Origin of the sequence: Mycobacterium sp. (genome assembly GCF_002863225.1) — a bacterium.
Lineage (GTDB): Bacteria > Actinomycetota > Actinomycetes > Mycobacteriales > Mycobacteriaceae > Mycobacterium.
In genome coordinates this window covers 32,347-53,929 of sequence record NZ_PKEK01000036.1, presented here as the reverse complement: position 1 = coordinate 53,929, position 21,583 = coordinate 32,347, and the positions used below count along the sequence as shown (strand labels likewise).

Annotated in this window: 22 protein-coding genes; 11 read left to right on the top strand and 11 right to left on the bottom strand. The window is 67.0% G+C overall.

Annotated features, from left to right (window positions below):
* Nucleotides 1-6: 6 nt before the first annotated feature.
* The 3 genes from CYU59_RS08750 (at nucleotide 7) to CYU59_RS08740 (ending at nucleotide 3,146) form a co-directional block, all read left to right on the top strand.
* Nucleotides 7-450: an SRPBCC family protein gene (locus CYU59_RS08750; RefSeq protein WP_292981780.1), complete on the top strand. Its 444-nt coding sequence runs from the start codon at nucleotides 7-9 to the stop codon at nucleotides 448-450.
* Entirely contained in the window at nucleotides 443-2,170 is a 1,728-nt protein-coding gene (locus CYU59_RS08745) for a sulfatase-like hydrolase/transferase (RefSeq protein ID WP_292981778.1), read from the top strand. Before CYU59_RS08750 ends, CYU59_RS08745 begins: the two co-directional genes overlap by 8 nt.
* An 85-nt stretch (nucleotides 2,171-2,255) precedes the next feature.
* Complete coding sequence (locus CYU59_RS08740) at nucleotides 2,256-3,146, top strand: hypothetical protein (RefSeq protein WP_292981776.1); 891 nt, start codon at nucleotides 2,256-2,258, stop codon at nucleotides 3,144-3,146.
* Between the two features lie 7 nt (nucleotides 3,147-3,153).
* On the opposite strand, the gene CYU59_RS08735 is transcribed toward CYU59_RS08740, so the two are convergent.
* Nucleotides 3,154-3,507, bottom strand: a complete 354-nt coding sequence (locus CYU59_RS08735) for a VOC family protein (RefSeq protein WP_292981772.1) — start codon at nucleotides 3,505-3,507, stop codon at nucleotides 3,154-3,156.
* Nucleotides 3,508-3,590: 83 nt separating this feature from the next.
* Here CYU59_RS08735 and CYU59_RS08730 point away from each other — a divergent pair, with 83 nt between their 5' ends.
* Both CYU59_RS08730 and CYU59_RS08725 read left to right on the top strand, forming a co-directional pair.
* Nucleotides 3,591-4,181, top strand: a complete 591-nt coding sequence (locus tag CYU59_RS08730) for a DUF998 domain-containing protein (protein WP_292981770.1) — start codon at nucleotides 3,591-3,593, stop codon at nucleotides 4,179-4,181.
* A gap of 91 nt (nucleotides 4,182-4,272) precedes the next feature.
* A complete protein-coding gene (locus CYU59_RS08725; protein ID WP_292981768.1) occupies nucleotides 4,273-5,106 on the top strand; it encodes an NYN domain-containing protein in 834 nt (277 codons plus the stop codon).
* Here CYU59_RS08725 and CYU59_RS08720 read toward each other — a convergent pair.
* The gene (locus tag CYU59_RS08720) at nucleotides 5,103-6,062 is read right to left on the bottom strand and encodes a hypothetical protein (RefSeq protein WP_292981764.1); all 960 of its coding nucleotides are present in this window, start codon (nucleotides 6,060-6,062) and stop codon (nucleotides 5,103-5,105) included. The genes CYU59_RS08725 and CYU59_RS08720 overlap by 4 nt on opposite strands.
* A 36-nt stretch (nucleotides 6,063-6,098) precedes the next feature.
* Nucleotides 6,099-7,040, bottom strand: coding sequence for a class I SAM-dependent methyltransferase (locus CYU59_RS08715; RefSeq protein WP_292981762.1), 942 nt, complete (start codon nucleotides 7,038-7,040; stop codon nucleotides 6,099-6,101).
* A 46-nt stretch (nucleotides 7,041-7,086) separates the two neighbouring features.
* On the opposite strand from CYU59_RS08715, the gene CYU59_RS08710 reads away from it, so the two are divergent.
* Nucleotides 7,087-7,797 carry a TVP38/TMEM64 family protein gene (locus CYU59_RS08710; protein ID WP_292981759.1) on the top strand — a complete coding sequence of 237 codons (711 nt, stop codon included), beginning with the start codon at nucleotides 7,087-7,089 and terminating at the stop codon, nucleotides 7,795-7,797.
* Nucleotides 7,798-7,821: 24 nt separating this feature from the next.
* Here the strand turns inward: CYU59_RS08710 and CYU59_RS08705 are convergent, their stop codons facing one another.
* From CYU59_RS08705 to CYU59_RS08690, 4 genes are all read right to left on the bottom strand, one after another.
* Nucleotides 7,822-8,373: a YceI family protein gene (locus CYU59_RS08705; protein WP_292981757.1), complete on the bottom strand. Its 552-nt coding sequence runs from the start codon at nucleotides 8,371-8,373 to the stop codon at nucleotides 7,822-7,824.
* 78 nt (nucleotides 8,374-8,451) lie between these two features.
* Entirely contained in the window at nucleotides 8,452-9,672 is a 1,221-nt protein-coding gene (locus CYU59_RS08700; RefSeq protein WP_292988351.1) for a serine hydrolase domain-containing protein, read from the bottom strand.
* A 125-nt stretch (nucleotides 9,673-9,797) separates the two neighbouring features.
* Nucleotides 9,798-11,480: a patatin-like phospholipase family protein gene (locus CYU59_RS08695; RefSeq protein ID WP_292981754.1), complete on the bottom strand. Its 1,683-nt coding sequence runs from the start codon at nucleotides 11,478-11,480 to the stop codon at nucleotides 9,798-9,800.
* Between the two features lie 67 nt (nucleotides 11,481-11,547).
* A complete protein-coding gene (locus tag CYU59_RS08690) occupies nucleotides 11,548-13,350 on the bottom strand; it encodes an amidohydrolase family protein (protein WP_292981751.1) in 1,803 nt (600 codons plus the stop codon).
* Between the two features lie 83 nt (nucleotides 13,351-13,433).
* Here CYU59_RS08690 and CYU59_RS08685 point away from each other — a divergent pair, with 83 nt between their 5' ends.
* On the top strand, nucleotides 13,434-14,444 hold the full coding sequence (locus tag CYU59_RS08685) for an AraC family transcriptional regulator (protein WP_292981748.1): 1,011 nt from the start codon (nucleotides 13,434-13,436) through the stop codon (nucleotides 14,442-14,444).
* On the opposite strand, the gene CYU59_RS08680 is transcribed toward CYU59_RS08685, so the two are convergent.
* From CYU59_RS08680 to CYU59_RS08665, 4 genes are all read right to left on the bottom strand, one after another.
* Nucleotides 14,441-16,144, bottom strand: a complete 1,704-nt coding sequence (locus tag CYU59_RS08680) for an N-acetylmuramic acid 6-phosphate etherase (protein ID WP_292981745.1) — start codon at nucleotides 16,142-16,144, stop codon at nucleotides 14,441-14,443. The two genes, CYU59_RS08685 and CYU59_RS08680, sit on opposite strands and share 4 nt — an antisense overlap.
* Nucleotides 16,141-17,169, bottom strand: a complete 1,029-nt coding sequence (locus CYU59_RS08675; protein WP_292981742.1) for an NlpC/P60 family protein — start codon at nucleotides 17,167-17,169, stop codon at nucleotides 16,141-16,143. The genes CYU59_RS08680 and CYU59_RS08675 overlap by 4 nt, the downstream gene beginning before the upstream one ends.
* A gap of 185 nt (nucleotides 17,170-17,354) precedes the next feature.
* Nucleotides 17,355-18,317, bottom strand: coding sequence for an alpha/beta hydrolase (locus CYU59_RS08670; protein ID WP_292981739.1), 963 nt, complete (start codon nucleotides 18,315-18,317; stop codon nucleotides 17,355-17,357).
* 87 nt (nucleotides 18,318-18,404) lie between these two features.
* Nucleotides 18,405-19,169: a class I SAM-dependent methyltransferase gene (locus CYU59_RS08665; RefSeq protein ID WP_292981736.1), complete on the bottom strand. Its 765-nt coding sequence runs from the start codon at nucleotides 19,167-19,169 to the stop codon at nucleotides 18,405-18,407.
* A gap of 93 nt (nucleotides 19,170-19,262) precedes the next feature.
* On the opposite strand from CYU59_RS08665, the gene CYU59_RS08660 reads away from it, so the two are divergent.
* The 4 genes from CYU59_RS08660 to CYU59_RS08645 all read left to right on the top strand — a co-directional run bounded on the left by CYU59_RS08660 (nucleotide 19,263) and on the right by CYU59_RS08645 (nucleotide 21,515).
* On the top strand, nucleotides 19,263-19,562 hold the full coding sequence (locus CYU59_RS08660; RefSeq protein WP_292981733.1) for a hypothetical protein: 300 nt from the start codon (nucleotides 19,263-19,265) through the stop codon (nucleotides 19,560-19,562).
* Nucleotides 19,563-19,564: 2 nt separating this feature from the next.
* Nucleotides 19,565-20,704 (top strand): ribonuclease domain-containing protein, encoded by a 1,140-nt coding sequence (locus CYU59_RS28980; protein ID WP_363114189.1) that lies wholly within the window; start codon nucleotides 19,565-19,567, stop codon nucleotides 20,702-20,704.
* A gap of 84 nt (nucleotides 20,705-20,788) precedes the next feature.
* Nucleotides 20,789-21,211 (top strand): barstar family protein, encoded by a 423-nt coding sequence (locus CYU59_RS08650; protein ID WP_292981730.1) that lies wholly within the window; start codon nucleotides 20,789-20,791, stop codon nucleotides 21,209-21,211.
* Between the two features lie 4 nt (nucleotides 21,212-21,215).
* Complete coding sequence (locus tag CYU59_RS08645; RefSeq protein WP_292981727.1) at nucleotides 21,216-21,515, top strand: hypothetical protein; 300 nt, start codon at nucleotides 21,216-21,218, stop codon at nucleotides 21,513-21,515.
* The last annotated feature ends 68 nt before the right edge of the window (nucleotides 21,516-21,583 follow it).

Below are 21,583 nucleotides of genomic sequence, written 5' to 3'. Positions count from 1 at the left end.
GATGCGGTGGCCCACGTCCACCGCAGCAGGACCATCGCCGCCGATCCGGGAGCCGTCTGGGACGTGCTCGCCGATTTCGGCTCGATCAGTTCGTGGGCCGACAACATCGACCACTCGTGCATCCTGATCCAGGGCAGTGAGCCGCTCGGCACCACGCGGCGGGTGCAGATCGGCCGCAACGCGCTGGTGGAGACGATCACCGAGTTCGATGCGCAGCGGGCAATCGCCTATGACGTCGACGGACTGCCCCGTCACATCCGCCGGTTCAACAACCGCTGGAGCGTGCGAGCGTCCGGAAACCACACGGCGGTGACCCTGACGAGCACCGTCGAAATCGGTTCTGGCCCAGTACACAAGCTTGTCGAGCGGGCGGTCTGCCTGGTTCAAACCCGGCAGTCCGACATCATGCTCGACGGTCTCGCGCGCCGATGGGAGCAACGTCATGACTAGCCGCCCCGATGTGATCATCCTGATGACCGACGAGGAACGCGCGGTGCCACCCTACGAGTCGCCCGCGGTGCTGGCCTGGCGGGATCGAACCCTGTTGGGGCGCAAGTGGTTCGATGACCACGGCGTCAGCTTCACCCGGCACTACACCGGTTCGCTGGCATGCGCGCCCAGCCGGCCCACGATTTTCACCGGGCACTACCCCGATCTGCACGGCGTTACCCAGACCGACGGACTGGGCAAGATGCCGGACGATTCGCGGATGCGCTGGCTGCGGCCCGGTGAAGTACCGACGATGGGCAACTGGTTCCGCGCCGCGGGGTATGACACCCACTACGACGGCAAGTGGCACATCTCGCACGCGGATCTGCACGGCGCCGACGGGGCGGTGGTGCAGACCAACGACGCCGGTGGGACCGTCGACCACGACGCGGTGCAGCAATACCTGGACGCTGATCCGCTTGGGCCGTACGGGTTTTCAGGTTGGGTCGGCCCGGAGCCGCACGGCGCGCTGCCGGGCAACGCCGGGGTGCGACGTGACCCACTGGTCGCCGACCGCGTCGTGACGTGGTTGATCGACCGCTACACCCGGCGCCGCGCCGGAGACGAGGCGGCGTGCCGCCCGTTCCTGCTGGTGGCCAGCTTCGTCAACCCGCACGACATCGTGTTGTTCCCGGGCTGGCTGCGGCGCAGCCCGATCAACGCCTCTCCGCTGGATCCGCCGCCCGTGCCGGCTGCACCCACCGCCGAGGAGGACCTGTCCACCAAACCGGCCGCGCAGATTGCGTTCCGGGAGGCCTATGCCACCGGCTACGGTCCGGCGCCATTGATCGAGCGGGCCTACAAGGCCAACGCGCAGCGCTACCGCGACCTGTACTACCGGCTGCACGCGGAGGTCGACGGGCCGATCGACCGGGTCCGTCGCGCTGTCACCGAGGGCGGCTCGGACAACGCGGTGCTGGTCCGGACGTCTGATCACGGGGAACTGCTTGGCGCGCATGGCGGTTTGCACCAGAAGTGGTTCAACCTCTACGACGAGGCGACCCGGGTGCCGTTGGTGATCGCACGGATCGGCTCGCAGGCCACCGCGGCGCGAGAGGTAACGGCGCCGACGTCGCATGTCGACCTACTGCCGACGCTGCTGGCCGCCGCCGGACTGGACATCGACTTGGCGGCCGACGAACTGGCCGATTCGTTCTCCGAGGTGCACCGGCTGCCGGGCGCGAACCTGATGCCGGTGGTCGACGGCGGACCGGCGGACGACGATCGGGCCGTCTACATCATGACCCGTGACAACATCCTCGAAGGTGACACCGGGGCCTCCGCGGTGGCGCGCCGACTGCGACGCACCGCCAATCCCCCTGCCCCGATTCGCATTCGGGTGCCCGCACACGTCGGGTCCAACTTCGAAGGTCTCGTGACGCGGGTCGACGGTCGGCTGTGGAAGCTGGTGCGCACATTCGACGATCCGGCGACGTGGACCGAGCCGGGAGTGCGACACCTCGCGGCCAACGGGCTTGGCGGTGAGGCGTATCGGATGAGTCCGCTCGACGATCAGTGGGAACTCTACGACCTCACCGGAGATCCGGTCGAGGCCCGCAACCGGTGGACCGACCCGGACCTGCACGAGCTGCGCCAAGAGCTCCGGGCCCAGCTGAAGCACGCGCGATTCAGGTCGATTCCCGAACGAAACCGGCCGTGGCCCTACGCCTCTCGCGGGTGAACACGCAGGCTGGTCACCCGGTCGAAGCACGACGTCGGGGAGCGGGCATTGTCGGCGTCCTCGACAACCCCTAGGCTCGGTTTTCATGCAGAGGGAACCACACCTTGCCCGGCGCTTCCTGGACCGGTTCGAGCCCATCCACGGCGTGACCTACTTCGCGCCGGAGGTGCGCGAGGCGTTGGACGGGCTGGGCTACAAGGGCTACTGGATGGGTTATTTCGCGGCCCGCTCGGCGCCGCTGGGCACGGTGCCGCCCGAAGTGGTGACGGCGATCTTCTACAACTTCGCCCCCTCCCGGGTCGCCAAGGCGCTGCCGGCGGCATGGGACATCGCCGGTCCGGACGAGGCGTTGCGCGTCCGGCTGGATACCGCGGTCGGGGTGCTGCGCCGCTACGGCCTCGAATCAAACGAAAATGTCTCCACCGCAGCGGAACTGCTCGGGAAGGTGGCGCGTGAGGCGCCGTTGAGCGGACGACCGCTGTTCGCCGCGAACCGCGCACTGCCCTGGCCCGACGAGCCATTGGCCGCGCTGTGGCACGCGACCACGCTGCTGCGCGAGCATCGGGGTGACACCCACATCGCGGTGCTGAGCGCCGCCGGTGTCACCGGCCGGGAATGCAATGTCCTGCATTCCGCGTCGGGCGCGATCCCCAAGGAGTACATAGCCCGCACCCGGGACTACGACGACGAGGAATGGCAGGCCTGCGAACAGCAACTGGCGGCGCGGGGTTTTTTGAACGACGACGGCTCCCTGACCACCGCCGGGCAGGAGCTGAAAGATCGCATCGAAACGCAGACCGACGAACTTTCCCTGTCGGTGCTCGACGCGCTGAGCGACGACGAGGTCGAGACGGTGTTTCAGGTGCTGACGCCGATCACCCGGATCGTGGTCGAGGCCGGTGACGTGCCCGCGATGACACCGATGGCGCTGCCTCGCAACGAGTTAGACGACAGCAGCGCGCATCTCGGCGGTTAGCGCGAGTTCAACGGCCCAAGGGTTTGTAGAAGACGATGCCGTTGCCCTTGTTGTCGAAGACCACGGCGCGTCGCTCATGGGCGTCGTCGTACGGGCCCCGCACGATTCCGCCGCCGTTGGCCTCGATGGCCTTGGCCGCGGCGTCGACGTCGTCGGTCTTGATGCCGACGACGACCTGACCCGGGATGGGATGGTCGACTTCGGTCGCGAGACCGAGGGTGACCGGCCCGCCGTCGAGCGCGGCGAAGTGGGCACCGTCGCGGAACTTCAGCGCCATGCCGAGGGTGTCGCTGTAGAACCTGATCGAATCGTCGAGATCGTCGGTGGACAGGATGATGAGCTTGACCTGGTAGTTACTCATGAGGCACCTCTTTTCTTGGGCGTCTCGTCACGGTAACGGCTGACCGGGTCTCTGAGTACCGATTCCGCTAGCGTTCTTCAGTGATGACACATTCGAGTCGCGCTGCGCTGGCCTGGTTGTCGGCCGCTGTAGTCTATCTGGGTCTGGAAGCTGTTGCGGCAGCGGTATTCCGGCCCTCGTACAGCTATGCCCACAACATGATCAGCGATCTCGGGGTCCCGGCATGGTCGGCCGACGCATGGGTGATGAATGCGGCGTTCTGCGTGCAGGGCGCGCTGTTTCTGGTCGGCGCCGTGCTGGCCGGCGGGGCGCGACCGCTGGTTGCTCTGGTCGGCGCGAACGCAGCCGGCAATGTCTTGATCGCGTTATTCCATAGCGGATCGGCCACCCATGCCGCCGGCGCGGTGCTCGCGATCGTGGGCGGAAACGCGGCAATCATCGCGGGTTCGTCGCTCATCGGCGGATGGCACCGCCGGGTGTCGATCGGCCTCGGCGTCGTTGGCCTGCTCAGCTTCTCGGTATTCGTCTACGGGCTGGAGAACTCCGGCGTCGGGCCGCGCGGAGTCTGGGAGCGCGGCAGCGTCTACACCATCACCGTATGGCAGTTGCTCACTGCCGCTGCGCTATTCAGCCGGCCGGCCGCTGGTTGGCCTGGTCGAGCTCGTCGAGGGTGAAGATTCCGGTCTTCAGCATGTCCTCGACACTCGTGAAACCAACTATGCGCAAATCGGGCTCGCTGGGCCGACGATGGTCGAGACTGGACCGATGACAGATGCCGACGCGGACCGGGTTGCGGTGTACCTCGACTTCGACAACATCGTGATTTCGCGGTATGACCAGGTCAACGGACGCAGCTCGTTCCAGAAGGACAAGGCCAAAGGCCTGAAGGAGGATCGACTTCAGCGGGCCACCGTCGATGTCGGCGCCATCATCGACTTCGCCTCGTCGTTCGGCACGCTGGTGCTGACCCGCGCCTACGCCGACTGGTCGTCGGAGGTCAACAACGGCTACCGCGAGCAATTGGTCGGGCGTGCAGTCGATTTGGTGCAGCTGTTTCCTGCCGCGGCGTACGGCAAAAACGGCGCCGACATCCGGCTGGCCGTCGACGCGGTCGAGGACATGTTCCGCCTGCCGGACCTGACGCATGTGGTGATCGTCGCGGGCGACTCCGACTACATCGCGCTGGCGCAGCGCTGCAAGCGGTTGGGCCGCTACGTGGTGGGCGTCGGGGTGGCCGGTTCGTCGAGCAAGGCGTTGGCCGCGGCATGCGACGACTTCGTCATCTACGACGCACTGCCCGGAGTTCCGGTGGCCGAGCCCAAGGCCAACCGCACCAAGGCCGACGACGACGAACCGCCGACCGGACCCGATCCGCAAGCGGCCACCGCGCTGCTCGTCCGCGCGCTGCGGATCGGCACCGAGAAGGACGACGTCGACTGGCTGCACAACTCCGCGGTCAAGGCACAGATGAAGCGGATGGACCCGTCGTTCAGCGAGAAGTCGCTCGGCTTCAAGTCTTTCAGCGACTTTCTGCGGTCCCGTTCCGATGTCGTCGAGCTGGACGAGAGTTCGACGACGCGGCTGGTGCGGCTGCGTTAACCCGTCGGCAGGGTCACCGCGTGCGCGCGTAACGCCGAGATCACCGACGGCTCCGGCCAATCCGTCACCCGATAGCGCGGCGGGAAGTAGCCCGGTGTCGGCCTGATGCCGACGAGATCAACCACCACCGAGAACGGGACGGCGAAGTGTCCGTCGTCGTTGATGAAGAACAGGTAGTCGACTTCGGGCAGTTCGTGGAGAACCCCTTCGCCCCACACCGCCGCCGAACGCATGCCGTGCCCGGTGTCGACAACGTCCGTCGCGGCGACGTAGCCCTCGATCGTCTGCTCGTCGTAGAGCTCTGTGAGGAATTGCGCCTGCTCCCCGTACTGCCGAACCGCGCCAGTCGTACGAGCCTGAATTGCTCTGCGCCGCAATGAGTGCGGTCCCGAATCGAGAAACGGTGCGAGGTTCCGGTCGGCCCCGACGGTGAACGCCTCGGGCGAGACGCCGCGATCGGATTGGTAGTACATCTGCTCGGCGGTGTCGAACAGTTGCGCGTTTCCGTCGTTGCCCAGGATCAACGTGTCTTCGGTCGGCACGAACGCCACGGGCCGCGGACCGTCAGGCCGGGCCAGTGCGGCCAGCCAGCCCGGCGTCAGGATGGCCGAGGTAATGTAGCTGCTTTGATCGGCGTCGACCAGCACCCCCTCGGTGCCGGGCTCGAAGCTGCCGGGTGGGTGCAGGCCGGCGATGTTCTCCCGGCCGGCAATGAACAAGTCGGTGCCGCTGACACCCCATTGGTCGGTGATGTCCATGGTGACGATCAGACGCATCTCGGGCAGATCGATCGCGACGAGTTCGTGCAGGAACGCGGTCAGCGGGATCCGCCACGCCAGTGGGTCACCGGGTTTGGCGAAACTGCGGTAGGTGGCCGGCCGCAGGATCGACCGCAGCAGCGGGCGCACGTCGGCCCAGTTCTGCGGCACGCCGGGCGGCAGTGCACCGATGTCCATGTCCGCCAGCCTAAGTGCGGCGCGGCGGCCCGCAAGTCACGTTTTGCGCGCGGAGATGAACCAGTGCGTGGGCGAGGCCTCTTCCAGTCCTTCGGGGGACGGCCGCCCGTAGCTCGCCATCAGTTCGTCGGATGGGGTGGCGGTGACGTCCCAGCCGTGGCGGGTGAGCCACTCTGCGACGTCTTCACGTTCTTCGAAGTACCACAGTTCGTCGGTCTTGGGCACCTCGAGCTGCGATCCCGATTGCTCCATCAGTTCCCGCACCCGATCCATCCGCTCGCGTCGCTGGTCGCGCAGCTCGGGGACGGCGAATTCGGGTCCGAGCCCTTCGACGGCGACGCGGCTGCCGGGTGCGGCGAGTTCCTGGATGCGCTCGAACAGCAGGTCCTGCGCTGCCGCCGGCAGATACATCAGCAGACCCTCGATCGACCAGACGCTCGGGGCGGAGGGGTCAAAACCGGCCTGCTGCAACGCCGTTGGCCAGCCCTGGCGCAGATCCACCGCGACGGCGACCCGGTTGGCTTTCGGCTCGGCGCCGTGCTCGTGCAGGGTTTCGAGCTTGAAGTCCAGCACGCGGTCCTGGTCGAGCTCGTAGACCGTGGTGCCGTCGGGCCATGGCAGCCGCCACGACCGGGCGTCCAGGCCGGCGGCGAGGATCACCGCTTGGCGGACACCCGCGTCGGTCGCGTCGATGAACGCGGTGTCGAAGAATCTGGTCCGGGTGGCGAAGTAGCTCACCAGCGCCTGCATCCGTTGCGGCATGTCCGGCTCGGCTTCGACCAGCTCGGCGGGCAGTTCGGGAGCGCCGTACCAGTCCCAGACCCCGGAGCCGACCCGGTCGAGGAAGACCCGCGCGAACGGGTCGTTGATCAGCGGATCGCTGCTCTCGGTGTCGGCCGCGCGGGCCGCCGCCACACCCAGCGCCGTCGCGCCCACGCTCTCGGTGATTTCCCAGCTGTCGTCGTCGGTTCTCGCCACGACCTGACCCTAACGGAGCCGGGCATACGGAAGAATCACGGTCACCATGACCTCGACCTCGCGGCGCCCGCACATCATCCGGCTCGCGGTGTTCGCGCTCTTCCTGGTGGTGATGTTCTACCTGCTGGCGGTCAAGCACGTGGTGAACATCGAGGACGTCCGAGGCTGGGTGAAATCGACCGGGCCGCTGGCGCCGTTCACCTACGTGGTGTTGTCGGCGGTACTGGGCGCGATCTTCGTGCCGGGCCCGATTCTGGCGGCCAGCAGCGGGCTGCTGTTCGGTCCACTGCTGGGGGTTTTCGTCACGCTGGGCGCCACGGTGGGGACGGCGGTCGTCGCGGCCTTCCTCGGCCGCCGGGCCGGACGGGACAGCGCGCGAGCCCTGCTGGGCGCTTCGCGGGCGGATCGGCTGGACGGGCTGATTCAGCGGCGCGGGTTGTGGGCGGTGGTCGGTCAGCGGTTCATCCCCGGCCTGTCGGACGCGCTGGCCTCCTATGCGTTCGGTGCGTTCGGAGTTCCGTTGTGGCAGATGGCTGTTGGCGCGTTCATCGGCTCGGTACCGCGGGCGTTCGTCTACACCGCATTGGGCGCGTCGATCGGCAACAAGTCACCGGCGCTGGCGTACACGGCGATCGGGGTGTGGTGTGTGACCGCGGTGGCGGGGGCTTTCGCGGCGCGGCAGGGGTTTCGGAAGTGGCGCGGAGGTGACGGGCAGGACGCCACCGAAGTCCCACCCGTCACCCCGTCTACCCAGTAACCGAATTGCCCGCCTCCGAGCGAATCAGCTCTGCTTCAGGGCTTCGATCGCGAGCGTGATGGTGACCTTGTCGCCGACGATCGCGCCGCCGCCGTCCAGCAGGAGCTCGCCACCGACGCCGAAGTCCTTGCGGCTCAGCACCACCGAGGCGTCGAATCCGGCGACTTCGCCGTGCCCCATGCCGGGGCTGACACCGTTGAACGCCAGCGACAGGGTGACCGGCTTGGTCACGCCTCGGAGCGTGAAGTCGCCGTCGAGCAGGTAGTTGTCCCCGTCGGCCCGCACCGCGGTGGATACGAACGTCGCGGACGGAAACTGCGTGGCATCGAAGAAGTCGGGCGCCTTGATGTGCGCATCGCGTTGTTCGTTGCCGGTGTCGATCGAGGTGACGTCGACCTCGGCGCGAACGGCTGGGGTGCCGTCTTCGCCGATCGTGATGGCACCGCTGAACTGGTCGAATCGGCCGTAGGTCTTGCCGACTACCAGGTGGCGGACGGCGAAGTTGACTGACGAGTGGACTGCGTCGATCGCCCAGGTCCCGGCGGTGAGCTGGTGGGTGTCAACGGCTGCGGTCATGGTGGTTCTCCCTTTGGCTTGGACTTTCGCACAACACCGAGGGCTAACCGGACTATGGTCCGAATTATTTCCGCGGGATCAAAGTCGCAGGGCCTCGGCCGCCGCGGTTGCCACGTCACCCCGCAGCCCTGAGATGGGTGGGCTGCCGCGCAGATGAATCGCGTTCGCAAGCAGAATGACGTAGCTGTCCGAGCCCGGGTCAAGCCAGAGCGAGGTTCCGGTGAAGCCGGTGGCGCCGAAGCTGCCGACCGGAAAGATCAGACCGCGCGGCTTGGAGAACGCCGTGTCGATATCCCAGCCGAAGCCGAACAACTCCTGCCCCTCGATTGCCGGATAGTGCGGAGCGAGCAGCGGATCAGCGGCGTTGGGCGTCGTTGCGACGGCTTTCCGGATGGCCTCGTTGGCGGCTTCGACTTGACCGGCGTGATGTCCGGGTTGCTGAGGGCTCGTCATCACCGCCAGAGTCGCCTGCCGCAGCGGAAAACCGCTGGGCCGGTTCGCGAGCCGATCGAGCAGGGCCTGTGCAAAGAGGCCGACGTCGTGCGCTGTCGCGAACACGCCGGCGTGCCCGGCCACTCCTCCCATACGCCGTGCCGTCGGATCGTGCACGACGCCCCGCAGCAAGCGACCGAAATCGGGATTCTGAGCCGGATCCGCGCTGCTCTGGTCGTCGACGGCGGTCGGCGCGGTGCGCGGCACCAGGCCGGCCGGCGGCAGGTAGCGGGTGTCGGTCATCTCCAGGGGCTCGAAGATGTTCCGCTGGGCGTACGCGTCTTCCGTTTGGCCGGACAGCTTTTCGATCAACGCACCGAGCAGGATGTAGTTGATGTCGGCATACCGAAAAACCGCACCGGGCGCTGACTGCAGCGGCATGACCAGCGCGCGGCGAATGCCTTCGGCTTTGTCGGCGCGACCCAGACCCCACGGGTCTGCGAGGTCGACGTCGATCGGTTCGCCGGAGGTGTGCGTCAGCAACATACGAACGGTGACCCGTTGCCGCTCTGCGTCGTTGGCGGCGTTGAAGTCGGGCAAGTAGGTTTGCACGGGCTCGTCGAGCGACACCTTGCCGTCTTCGTAGAGCTGCATGACGGCGGTCGCGGTGGCGAGTGGTTTCGTCAGCGAGGCGATGTCGAAGATGGTGTCCTCGGTCATCGGTTCAGCGGGCGCGGGCGAGCCGTCCAACCCCTGTTCCCCAGCGAGTTTGCGCGAGCCGTACGCCCGGTGGAAGACGGTTTTCCCGCCGTGTCCGACAACCACCACACCGCCCGGCAGCTTCTCCGCCGCGATCGCGTCGTTCATCAGCGTGGAGATCGACGCGAATTCGGTTGCGGCAGGCCGTATTCCTGCGCGGATCACCGCATTCCTGGCCGATGACGCCGTCACGAGCATCAGCACGGCGAGTCCCACGGCGATGGCTGACCGCTTCACGTCAGGTAGCGGTCCCGCCACCGGGACAGCCGGTTCGTCGGCGCCTGAATCGCGGCCATCACCGCGCTCATCGGTGACGCCACCGACTTCGGCAGGGTCTTCGGCTTGGCGACCGGCGGGCTGTCGCCCTCCCACCACGTGGGCGTCAGCAGTGCTGTCGTCAGCGGGATGGCCTTGTCGACACTGTCGTGGCCCCATCGGCTGGCGCGGTCGATGGACGCCGACGACGGGGCCAGGTTCACCGGCGACAGCGTCGGCCCGAACCTGACGAGGTGGTCGGCGTAGGGCGCGTTGCGGACCATCTGCAGCTGGACGGCCTGGGTGATCGGCACCAGCCACAGGTTGCGCGGATCCCACTGCGGGTGAAAGCAATCGAACGCCAGATAACAGGCATTGCGGGTGCCGAGCCGGCCGTCGCGCACGCGCTTCCAGGCCAGTTCGATCGGGACGTTGCTGGCCGTGCCGCCGTCGACCAGGGCCGCGATGCCTTCTTCCGCGAAGAGGTCGTCGAGGAGCGGGATCATTCGCGGATCGGTCGTTTCATGGTGCAGCACACCGGGAATCGCGGCCGAGAACGACGCGGCGTCGACGACGTCGAAGTCGCGGGCCGGGCTGTCGTCGCCGATGATGATCGGCTTGACCACCCGCAGGTCGATGAACGCGGCCACCTGCCACATCCGGGTGCCCACCACCGGGCCGATGCCGATCGGACGGAACGGCACCGACCGCATCTGCAGCGCCGCCAACGCGGGACGGCGGAACCGGGAAGGCAACGCCGTATAGGGCTGCCGGCGGACTCCGGCGACCACGACGTCGAACGGAATCGCCAAGTCCGACATGCGCATTCGCTGCCCGTCTTCGCGGCTGAGCATCGCGCCGGCGAACTCGTCGAAGCGCAGCGCGAACATGCCGGCCAGCCCGTGGCGGCGGCGCAACCGTTCGGGCCCGAGGATGGCGCGGTAGGACACCGTCTTCGCCCAGGCGACGTATTCCTCGATCGGGACCGGCAACTCGCGGCTGACCAGGCTGCCCAGGATCGACCCGATCGACGCGCTGATCATGTAGTCGGGCGTCTGGCCGGCCTCCAGCAGCCGCCGCATGCCACCGATGTAGACGAAACCCGCTCCCCCACCGCCGCCGAGCACGGTGACGAGTTTCTTGTAGCCAACCTCGGCATCCAATTCCGTTGCGGAGAAGTCGTTTCCATGTCGCTCGATCAGTACACGACGCTGGTCGTCCTGGTCGGCGGCCAAGTTCTCCAGTGCGCCGCGTGCGGTCCGCAGCGCGGTCACGGGATCCCGCTCCTCGCGCAGTGGGCCGTAGAGCGCGTCGGCGACCCGTGACCGCCACGGTGCGACTTCGGCGCCGACCGAGACGTCGCCGCGCCCGCGGGTGCCGTCCGGGCCCGCCGCGCCGGGCTCGAAGTCGGCCAGGCGGGCGAAGTTGAGGATGTAACGCAGCTGGCGCAGGTCCTCGGCGCTGAGCACGTCGGGAGCGGCGAGATGGTGACGGATCAGCCGGTTTTCCATCCGCTGCAGCAGCAGGTTCGGTTCAGCGGAGAGCAGGTCGTCAGGGTCTACGGGCTGAACGGCCTCGTCCTCGAGCTCCTCGATGAGCTCGAGCCCGGCGTCGCGGCGGCCGAGCCGGCCCAGCACCGTGTCGACGACCGGGATCCGCATGGGGATCAACCTACTCATGCCGCTGGGCCCCGCGGCGAATTACACGCGGTCCGGCCCAGTTCGTCGCTTAGGACGTGCTGACCGCCGTTGCAGCGGAGGCCAACTCGACGTGGTTCGTCATCGCGGTGGCGTACGCGCGCAGGAAGCTGCCGGTGCGCTGGGTGCCCAGCACCTCGGTCGGTTTGCCGTCGAGGAACACCGCTTGGCCGGCGACCAGCACGGCGCTGACGGTGTCGTCGTTGCGGTTGACCATCCGGGAGAGTCCGCCGTATTGCTCGACGGTCTGCTCGGCGTAGTCGTCCAGCGATTCGTCGAGGTGTGCGGGGTCGACGATCACCAGGTCGGCGCGGTCGCCCGGCCGGAGGTGCCCGGCGTCGATGCCGTACCAGTCGGCCAGTTCGCCGGTGAGTCGGTGCACCGCCCGCTCGACGGTCATGAACGGCCGGCCGGCCTGCTGGGCATCGTGGACGTGGCGTAGCAGGCGTAGGCCGAAGTTGTAGAAGGCCATGTTGCGCAGGTGCGCGCCGGCATCGGAGAAGCCCATCTGGACGCCGGCATCGCTGGCCAGCTTCTTGAGCATGTCGGGCCGGTGATTGGAGATCGTGGTGCGCCAGCGCAGTGCGGTGCCGTGCTCGACGACGAGGTCGAGGAACGCGTCGACGGGATGCAGTCCGCCGCGATCGACTCCTACCTGTCCGAACGACTTCCCGATCACCGAATGATCTGGGCAGTCGACGATTTCGGCGTCGAAGAAGTCGCGGTGCCACACCCGCAGACCGAACTTGCTGTCGTAATCCTTGCGGAACCGACGCCGGTAGTCCTCGTCGCGCAGCAGCTCCAGACGTTGCGCCACTTGCTCTTTCAAGTGCATGGCGGCCGCACCGGAGCCAAACTCCTCGAAGATCACCAGGTCGATGCCGTCGGCATACACCTCGAAGGGCACCGGCAGATGCTGCCAGCGGAAGTTGCCGCCGAGCCGGTTGACCAGACGCGCTCCGGGGCCCAGCATCGCGATCAGCCACGGATTCGCCTTGATGTCGGCGGCCGAGAGAAGGCTGGTTTTCAGCGACTTGCGCAGCACACCCAGCGACTGGGCCACCTGGGATGCGATGTTGAACGGATTCTGAATGTCGGGACCCGCCTGCAGGACTCGTCCTCTGCGCCGCAACAACGACTTCAGCCGGCGCAGCTCGCGCGGTTTGGCGTAGGTCGAAGGCAAGGTGCGCGAGCGGCAGGTCTCCCCGTCGAGCTTGTCGAACAGCAGTTGCTGGGAGGACATTCCGACGAATCCGGCGTCCAGCGCCTCGGTGAGCATCCGCTCCATCTGCGCCTGCTCGGACGCGGTCGGGGTCACCTCTTTCCGGGTGGCGCGATCCAAACCCATGGTCGCAGCGCGCATGTCCGAATGGCCGATGAACGCAGCGAGATTCGGGCCCAGCGTCCGCGACTCCAACGCGGTGATGTACTCCTCGCAGTTGCTCCACGTCTTGTGCTGGTCGATCGTGCCGATGACGTGGTCGCGCGGAATGGCTTCCACCCGGCCGAACAGATCACCGGCGTCCTGGCTGTCGACATGGACGGTCGACAGCGAACACGAACCCAGCAGGACCGTCGTCACGCCGTGGCGCAGCGACTCCGACAGTTCCGGTCCGCCGAGCACCTCGACGTCGTAGTGGGTGTGGATGTCGACCATGCCGGGCATCACCCACTTGCCGTCGGCGTCGATCACGTGGCCGCATCCGGTCTCGTCGAGCGGCTGTTCGCTGATCGCCGCAATGCGGCCGCCGAGGATGCCGATGTTGCGGATCGCCGACGGTGCGCCGGTGCCGTCGAACCAGCGCCCATTGCGAATCACGGTGTCAAAGCTCATGGTGGTCCTCTCCATAATCAGAATGCGGGCCGGATCGCGTCGACGTCTTGACAGTTGCGGACAAGTATTTGACATTTGTTGACATGTCTGTGGTCCGTGGCACATCGCTGTCGGGATATCCGCAGTTGGTGACAGAGTTGGGCAGCGATCCGGTCGCGCTACTGGAGGCCGCCGGCGTCTCGGCCGGCGATGTCGGTGACCACGAGGTTTTTCTGCCGTACCTGAGTCTCATCGAGGCAGTCGAGACGGCGGCGGCAGCCACCTCGACTCCGGATTTCGGGCGGCGCTTGGCGCTGCGGCAGGGCATCGAGATCCTCGGTCCGCTCGGTGTCGCGGCGCGCACCGCTGCCACCGTCGGCGACGCCTTCGTGATCGTCGAGACGTTTCTGGCGGCCTACAGCCCGGCGATTGCCGCCCATATCGACCCGTGCGCCAATCCCGAGCACTCGTTCTACGCGTTCGAGGTGTTGATCGAGCGACCGCCACCGCATCCGCAGACCACCGAATTGTCGTTGGGAGTGTCGCTGGGCATGTTGCGGTTCATGCTCGGCGCCGAGTACAGACCGCTGACGGTGCACCTCCCGCACCGGCCGCTCACCGCAAAGGCCGACTATGCGAGCTACTTCGGCTGCCGTCCGCACTTCGCCCAGCCCATCGCTGGATTCACCTTTCGCACAGCCGATCTCGCGCGCCCACTCGAACAGGACGCGCTGACCCATCAAGCGGTCGTGCGGTACCTGCGTGGCATCGCCCCGCATCAGCCCGCCATGACCGAGTCGGTGCGCAGGATGGTCCGGCAGTTGTTGCCGACCGGCGCGGCCAGCCTGGAATTGATCGCCGCGCAGTTCGACCTGCATCCGAAGGCCTTGCACCGTCGATTGCAGGCGGAGCGAACCACGTTCGGCGAACTCATCGACAGCGTGCGCCGTGAGACCGCCGAGCACTACCTGCGTGACACCGACATCAGCCTCACCCACCTGACCCGAGAACTCGGGTACGCCGAACAAAGTGTGCTCAGCCGGTCATGTCGGCGCTGGTTCGGCTGCGGTCCCACCCGGTACCGCCGCGGGGTCCGCGTCGTCCCGCCCGGCTAACGCTCACCGAGTGCGGCCCGTACGTGGCCTCGTGTCCGTTCGAGCCGGACAGTGGCCTCCGCCGCGTCGATGCCCGCGAGCAGCGCGACGATCGCGGTCTTGGCGTGACCGCCGGCGGCGGCGAGCGCGGCGGCCGCGGTCTGCTCGTCGACCCCGGCGGCATCGCGGACTATGCGCACCGCCCGTCGGCGCACCTTCGCGTTGGTCAGGCGGACGTCGACCATCCGCGGTCCGTAGGCCTTGCCGAGCGCGATCATCACGCTGGTCGAGAGCGCGTTGAGCGCGACCTTCTGCGCTGTCCCTGCGGTCAACCGGGTGGATCCGGCGAGAATCTCTGCGCCCGTCAGCAATTCGACGATGATATCGGCCGACGCTTCGCTGCCGGCGTTGTTGACGATCGCGACAGTCAGCGCGCCTCGTGTGTGCGCGTAGTCGAGCGCGCCGAGCACATACGGCGTGCGTCCTGACGCCGTGATCCCGACGACCGCGTCGGCGGCGGTCAGGTCATCCAGGTCGGCAGGGTCGAACGTGTCTTCAGCGCCCTCGATCGCCTCGGTCAAAGCCGTTGGCCCGCCGGCGATCACGCCGCGGACCAGATCGGTGCCGAAGGTGGGGCCGCATTCGGCCGCGTCGAGCACACCGAGGCGTCCGGGTGTTCCGGCGCCGGCGTAGATCAGGCGGCCTCCGTGTTGGAGGCGCGTGACGATCGCCTCGGCAGCTTGGGCGATACGCGGGACCGCCACTTCTATCGCGGCGTGCGCCTCGCCTTCGGCGGCGACCAGCAGTGCGACGACGTCTTTTATCGGCCGCGCATCAAGGTCATGCAGGTCCGGACGGGCAGCTTCGGTGGCGAGGGCATCGAGGCCCTGTACGACAACGGGTTTGGCTTGCGCGCGGATGACGTGGGGCTCGTGAATTCGGGTCAGCCGCAGTGCGCCGTCCAGCGCATCGCCGGCGGGCGGGACTGCGTTGAGCGTGCCGCGCAGCGCTGGGTGCTCCGCGAGACCGCCGACTATTGCAATCGGGCCGTCCCCGGCCGCGCGGGCCGTCGTGTCGATGGCGTCGGCGGCGGCATGGACGATCTCGACGGCCACTGGGTCGTCTTCAGCGGCGAGCACGTCGGGCGCGAAAGCCGCGTGGGCGGCGGCATCGGTGAGTTGGGCGGGCCAGGTTTCCGGCGCTCCTAAGCGGGCGCGGGCGGCGTCGAGTAGCACGGTGGCGGGGCCGCGGCCGTCGTGGGCGCGCAGTGCCGCGCGCAGCCCTTTGGCGCCGATCCATGCGCCGCCGCCTTCGTCGCCCAACCACGGGCCCCAGCCGTCGACGGTCCGCAGCGCACCCTGCGCATTGATCGCGAGCGCGACGACGCCGGTGCCGATGATCAGCACGACGCCCGGTTGCCCGTTCAACGCACCCGCGTGCGCAATGACGGCGTCACTCGTCACCGCGACCCGCTCCGCCCGCAGCGACGTCAGCAGCGCGTGCCCCAGGGCGCGGGCCGCGTCCGGCGCCGCGAACGCTCCGGCGGCGCCCACGATCACCTCGTCGACCGGACCGAGTTCCGTTGCGACAGCTAGGATCGCCGCTTCGGCAGCCCGTACGCCGCCGGGCGTCGCAAGCCCGGGTGCACCAGCGCCCGCGGCCCTGCGGCCGGCCGCGGCGGCGCGGCAGGAGGTCTTGCCGAGGTCGACGGCAAGGATCATCGGGGCGGGTCGAGGTAGCGGCGCGCGCCCCAATAATCGCCGTCGAGTCGAACGGGCGTGATGCGCACCGGTTCCGACTTGTCGAATGCCTCGATCATGGTGCCGTTCCCGTAGTACATCGCCACGTGGTGGATCGCGTCGGGATTGACGGGGTCCTTACCCTCGTGCGAGTAGAAGAGCAGATCGCCGGGTTGCAGGGCAGATTTGTCCACTGCGCGGCCGCGGTTATCGGCGGCTTGCGGGCCGGCGTCGCGCGGCAGAGTGATCCCGTGCACCTGGTAGACGGCGGCGGTGAAGCCGGAGCAATCGATCCCGAACCCGGACACGCCGCCCCACACGTAGGGGATGCCGACGAACGTGGCTGCGTATTTGATTAGGTCCGCTCCGGTGGGACGCTTTATTTCCGTGGGCTTTTCGTAGACGGACACCGTTCGGGCATCCAGCCACTTCGTGCCGCGATCGGGCGTTGCCACCTGCACGGCCGTCGCGGTGCGATTCAGGACGGGAAGCCGGGTGTTGGCACTGATCTCGAGGGCCTTGGCCGAAAGCGCGGAGTCGCCGTACAGCCAAGTGGTAGTACCGCGATCTGCAAGCGCAAAGGGGCCGTATTCCTTCAGTGCGCCGTAGCCCGCGTCGATTGCCAACTGGGACTTGAGAATCCAACCGGGGTAGCCCTGAGAGTCCTTCGGGGTGGCCTGGCCCGGGACCCGTACCTCGTCCCAGTCGCCCTGTTCCCGCACGACAACCACGCGGTCGCCGAAGAGGACCTGCGTCTGGTCGAGCTCGTCCGAGGTAAGCGCTTCCTGCTGGTCCTGCGTCATCGCGGCCACCCAGTCGCGAATATCGACCGGATTGGTCAGGGCTAGGTGGTCGACCGGGCGCGGGCTCTGCGGCGTGGTCCACACCGTGGCCACTGAGACCGAGACATAAGCGCTCTTGGTCGCGGGCACCGCCTCGGCGGCCGGCGTTGCCAGGGCGATGGACATGATGCCGGCTAGCGCGATGCGGGTCACGGCGCCGGTCATGTCTGTCGACGCTATCGGAGGGGCACTGCCGCGCACGATCGGCACGCGGGGATTCACCTCTCCGAGGCAATTCTCTTTTTTCGTTTTGTGACCGCATCCGATATCACGGCTCGGTTGATATCGCATGTAGTCACGATTTCAAAAATGGGTGCCAACCAGCTGACGGTGTTGCTGTGACGTGTGAGTTACCGCGCAACTGCGGGGAGGTCCCCCACGCCGCCGATGAGCTTCTCGCGCATGTGGGCGAGCACGTCTTCGGTCATCGCGAAGCCGCCGAGGTGGCTTTCGGAGCGGACGGTGAGTTCGGCATCCTGCAGGCGCGCGATGGCCGTGTGCACGCCGTCGATCGGGACCACGTGGTCGGTCTCGCCATGCCACCACCGCACCGGCACTTTGACGTCGACGAGGCGAAAACCCCAGTCGCGCCCTAGGAGTCGAGCGTCGTCGACCATGGCCAGGCATCGGCCGCGGAAGGCGTTCACCATGTCGTCGACGAAGATCGCCTCGACCTCGGGATCGTTGAGCACCTGCCGATCGACCTCGGGCCACATCCGCATGTAGACGCGATAGGCGTAGTGCGCGAACGGAATCAGCGGTGCGAGCAGGATGGTGGCGATCACCGCCAGCGGTCGGCGTAGCTGAGTGAGGACGGGGCCGAAGCGGCGGGCGATGTTGGTGGCGCCGGCGCGAGTGGCTTCGGGGCCGACAGCGGGGACGGTGCCGTCGAGCACGCCGACGGCGGCAACGCGGTCGACCATCGGAGGCAGGGCACCGCAGGCCAGCGCATAGGGTCCGCCGCCGGACATGCCGACGACGGCCAACTTTTCGGCTTCGAGGGCGTCGGCCACCTGGGCCATGTCGGCGACCCATTCGCTGACCGAGGTGTAGCGATGCGAGTCGGACAGCCCGGTGCCTGGTCGTTCGATCACGATGACGCGCAGCCCGAGTCGCTCCGCGGCGCGCCTGCCCTTGGCGAGGAATTGGCGTCGCGCGCCGAGGGTTCCGTGGAACCAGAGCACCACCGGACCGTTCGGGTCGCCGAATTCGGCATAGCCGAGCCGGCGGCCGTCGGCGAGATGGAATTGGCCTTCGGCGCGTGGCTTTTCGACGCGTGGCACTCCGGGAGGATGCCGCAGTGGGTTGTCCATCGACTTCGAGACTAGGGACCGATCGCCTCGAGACTAGGGGGCTAAACAGCCGATGTTCGCAGTGTTACGCAGGAGTTCCCGCCCGATTCATCGCGGCTTTGTCGCGGTGACAAGGTGCGTCGTCATCCAGGGTCCGCCCCACCACATGCGCCATCCGATGCTTCTGTGTTCGACCTCTTGCCAACCTTGGGCTTGCAGGTGCTCGGCGTGCTGTCTCGTCTCCATCAGATCGGCGATCGCGAGTCGTCCGCCGGGCTTCATGACGCGGATGGCCTCGTTCAGCGCTTCGCGACGCCCGTCATGGCCCGGGATGTTGTGGATGGCAAGGCTGCTGACGATCACGTCAAAGGTGTTGTGGGCGAACGGAAGTGCAGTCATGTTGCCGGTGTGCAGTTCGATACGGTCTTTGACGCCTTCGATTTCCGCGTTGGCGAGGGTGGCTGACGGCGAGTTGTTGGTTTGGTCGGCCTGCCACAGGTCGACGCCGACGGCCTTACCCTTCGGCAGCCGCTTGGCGACGGCAAGCAGCACCGCACCGCGCCCGCAGCCCATGTCGAGCACGGTTTCGTCGCCCTGGAGTACGAGTTCGTCGAGGATTCGCTGCCAGACCGCGAACTTGCCGGCCCTGGTGACGTAGATGTAGAGCGCCGTGCTTGCGGCGATGCCGAGCGACGAGGCGCCGGTGAGTGCAGCGATCAGGCGGTTGCCGCGTTTCAGGTTGAGGCCGGCGGCGGTGGCGAGGGCGGTGGCACCGACACCGATGCCGACCGCCTGGCCGCGAGCCGAGATGATGTGGAATGAGCCGTCAATTCCATAGTCGCCCTTGTGGTCTCGTGGCATCTGGTGCGCCATTGCCGCTTCTCTCTATGCTTGCCTAGCCTCGCTGCTCTTCCAGCCTATGCGGTGACTGGTTTGGAAGTGACAGATGTGCCTACACTCCCGGCCATGGAGCAGAAAGTGCACGTAGACACCGAAGGCGTGCATGCCATGGCCACGCGCTGGGGTGCTACGGCGGGCGACTTGCACGAAGTCGCGGCACCCACCGGGCTCGGGTTGGCCTGCCAGGCCAGTGCGGCAGCCGTCGATGCTGCTCACGGCGAGGTTGCGGCGTTCACCGCCGGCTTGGCAGCACTCGTGGATCGGCGCGCCGCGCACGTGGTGAAAGCCGACAACAGCTACGTCGCACAGGAAGGTGTGTCGGCAGCCGCGCTTGCCGCCATTTTCAAGCAGGTGGTGAGTCTCTAGCCATGGCAGCCGTCGCAGGAGGCCCTGGTCTGTCGGCGTTGGTGAATTGGCCGACCGATCACCTTACTGAGGCTGCCAGTCATTGGGAGGCCGTCGGCGAGCGTAGCTATGGGGCCGCGCACGGGGTGTGGAGCGACGCGATGGGCGTCGACTGGAGCGGCCAGGCCGCTGATGCGCTGCGCACCGACACCCACGCCGACCTGATGACCACCAGCGGGGTAGTGGACCAACTCCACGACGCCGCGACCGTCGCGCGCAGCGGGGCCTCGGAACTCGAAGCGGCCCGCTCGGGTGTTCGCTACGCCGTCGAGGACGCCCGCGCCGCGGGATTCGAAGTGGGCGAGGACCTTTCGGTCGCCGATCGGATGTCTGGCGGGTCGGCGGCACAGCGGGCGGCGCGACAGGCGGCCGCTGAAGCGCATGCCGCGAATATTGGTGGCAGGGCGGCGCAACTGGTCAGCGCGGATGCTCAGGTGGCGAGCCGGGTTACGGCGGCGGTGGCCGGCGTCGGGTCGACGTTCCCACAGGTGCCGGCGACCAACGGGCAGGTGCGGGCGGTTGACAACCGGACGTTCAAGCAGGACCCTTCGTTTCCGGTCGATCCGAAGGACATGACAGCGAAGGAGGCGTTAGCCGAATGGGAAGGGCTCAACGCTGAGCAGCGAGCGTGGAACGCTCGATGCGGCATCGAAAACGTCGGACTGTTGCCGCAGGCCCAGTACGAGGCCTGTCTTGTCTCCCAGCGTTCGATAACCGACCGACGGGCGTTGATTAAGGCGCGACTGGACCAGCTCGGGATTCCGGTAGAAGGAGGGCCCGCCCCGCCGGGCGGGAGACCGGGCAGCGAGCCCCTTCCGCAGAATGTGCAAGACACGCTGAACCAGATCGACGCGGGGAAGTGGCCGGGGTCAGCGAACGCACCAGGTACGAAGGGCGGAGGCAAATTTGAGAACATCACGCCAAGCGGACAACACCCATTGCCGACCACGGATGCAGCTGGCCAGCCAATTACCTACCAGGAATGGGATGCAAATCCAAAAGTCGGTGGACAGAACCGAGACACCGAACGCATTGTCACAGGAAGTGATGGTTCCGCTTGGTACACCACCGACCACTATGCAACGCTTCACCGGATCCGATAGCACAGAAGAATGAACCTGAAATCATTCATTGAGCAAGCCGGTAGACACGGCCCCTGCGTTGGCACCAGCCCCCAGGTACACCCGATGACCACGCTTCCAGTTGGTTTCGAGCTACGAACGATCGATGGCGCGCAAATTAGGACGCTCGATGCGCTTTACGACGCCTTCGCCGAGGCTTGGCACTTCCCACCATGGTTTGGCCGCAATTCGCACGCCTTTGATGACTTCATGCGCGACCTCGACAACATGATCAATACCGCGAGCGGAAAGCCGCCTGCGCCGGGCTATTTCACTCGTATCACCGACGCGCACTTGATCCTGATTGACCAGCCCGACGCTTTCTCCTGGTTCGCGAAATGCATGCCGTTCTACCGTGATTACTACCGCGACGAGGCTAGCCCGCCGGCAGCCTTCGGCCTGCTGCTCTCAGCCCCCCTTGATCGTCTGGAGGAGATTCATGAACGCTGGCTGAGTGTCGACGTCCCCGTCGCAGCTGTGACGGCGTGAATTCATGCCGACAGACAATGGCCACGCCGGCGACGATCCGCGGCAGGTCGAGATCAACGTCCTGGACGCTCTTCCGGCAGAGGCACACGCCGTGATTGTGGACGAGTTGAATCGTCGCGATCCTGGCCTACTAGCCGAGCTTCGCGCGGCACGAATTCCTAGCGTGGAGCAGAGCTCCGCAGTTAACGCTCTGCTGGCAACCGCCATAGTCGCGAGCATGGGCGAAGATTGGATGCCTGACGAGCATGGGTTGGCGGTGGAACGCGCCGTGACCACTTACTTCGAGGTGTGGCCGACATCCTGATGAGCGCGCGCCGCACCCGAATCTGGTTGCTGGACAGCCTCATCGGCTGATCCGCAATCTGCTATGAC

Coding starts and splice junctions, on each gene's coding strand:
- CYU59_RS08670 (WP_292981739.1), bottom strand. CDS start 18,317: ATGGACAACCCACTGCGGCATCCTCCCGGAGTGCCACGCGTCGAAAAG.
- CYU59_RS08735 (WP_292981772.1), bottom strand. CDS start 3,507: ATGAGTAACTACCAGGTCAAGCTCATCATCCTGTCCACCGACGATCTC.
- CYU59_RS08720 (WP_292981764.1), bottom strand. CDS start 6,062: ATGGACATCGGTGCACTGCCGCCCGGCGTGCCGCAGAACTGGGCCGAC.
- CYU59_RS08705 (WP_292981757.1), bottom strand. CDS start 8,373: ATGACCGCAGCCGTTGACACCCACCAGCTCACCGCCGGGACCTGGGCG.
- CYU59_RS08700 (WP_292988351.1), bottom strand. CDS start 9,672: ATGAACGACGCGATCGCGGCGGAGAAGCTGCCGGGCGGTGTGGTGGTT.
- CYU59_RS08710 (WP_292981759.1), top strand. CDS start 7,087: ATGACCTCGACCTCGCGGCGCCCGCACATCATCCGGCTCGCGGTGTTC.
- CYU59_RS08660 (WP_292981733.1), top strand. CDS start 19,263: ATGGAGCAGAAAGTGCACGTAGACACCGAAGGCGTGCATGCCATGGCC.
- CYU59_RS08650 (WP_292981730.1), top strand. CDS start 20,789: ATGACCACGCTTCCAGTTGGTTTCGAGCTACGAACGATCGATGGCGCG.
- CYU59_RS08665 (WP_292981736.1), bottom strand. CDS start 19,169: ATGGCGCACCAGATGCCACGAGACCACAAGGGCGACTATGGAATTGAC.
- CYU59_RS08680 (WP_292981745.1), bottom strand. CDS start 16,144: ATGATCCTTGCCGTCGACCTCGGCAAGACCTCCTGCCGCGCCGCCGCG.
- CYU59_RS08745 (WP_292981778.1), top strand. CDS start 443: ATGACTAGCCGCCCCGATGTGATCATCCTGATGACCGACGAGGAACGC.
- CYU59_RS08725 (WP_292981768.1), top strand. CDS start 4,273: ATGACAGATGCCGACGCGGACCGGGTTGCGGTGTACCTCGACTTCGAC.
- CYU59_RS08645 (WP_292981727.1), top strand. CDS start 21,216: ATGCCGACAGACAATGGCCACGCCGGCGACGATCCGCGGCAGGTCGAG.
- CYU59_RS08685 (WP_292981748.1), top strand. CDS start 13,434: ATGTCTGTGGTCCGTGGCACATCGCTGTCGGGATATCCGCAGTTGGTG.
- CYU59_RS08730 (WP_292981770.1), top strand. CDS start 3,591: ATGACACATTCGAGTCGCGCTGCGCTGGCCTGGTTGTCGGCCGCTGTA.
- CYU59_RS08740 (WP_292981776.1), top strand. CDS start 2,256: ATGCAGAGGGAACCACACCTTGCCCGGCGCTTCCTGGACCGGTTCGAG.
- CYU59_RS08675 (WP_292981742.1), bottom strand. CDS start 17,169: ATGACCGGCGCCGTGACCCGCATCGCGCTAGCCGGCATCATGTCCATC.
- CYU59_RS28980 (WP_363114189.1), top strand. CDS start 19,565: ATGGCAGCCGTCGCAGGAGGCCCTGGTCTGTCGGCGTTGGTGAATTGG.
- CYU59_RS08695 (WP_292981754.1), bottom strand. CDS start 11,480: ATGCGGATCCCGGTCGTCGACACGGTGCTGGGCCGGCTCGGCCGCCGC.
- CYU59_RS08690 (WP_292981751.1), bottom strand. CDS start 13,350: ATGAGCTTTGACACCGTGATTCGCAATGGGCGCTGGTTCGACGGCACC.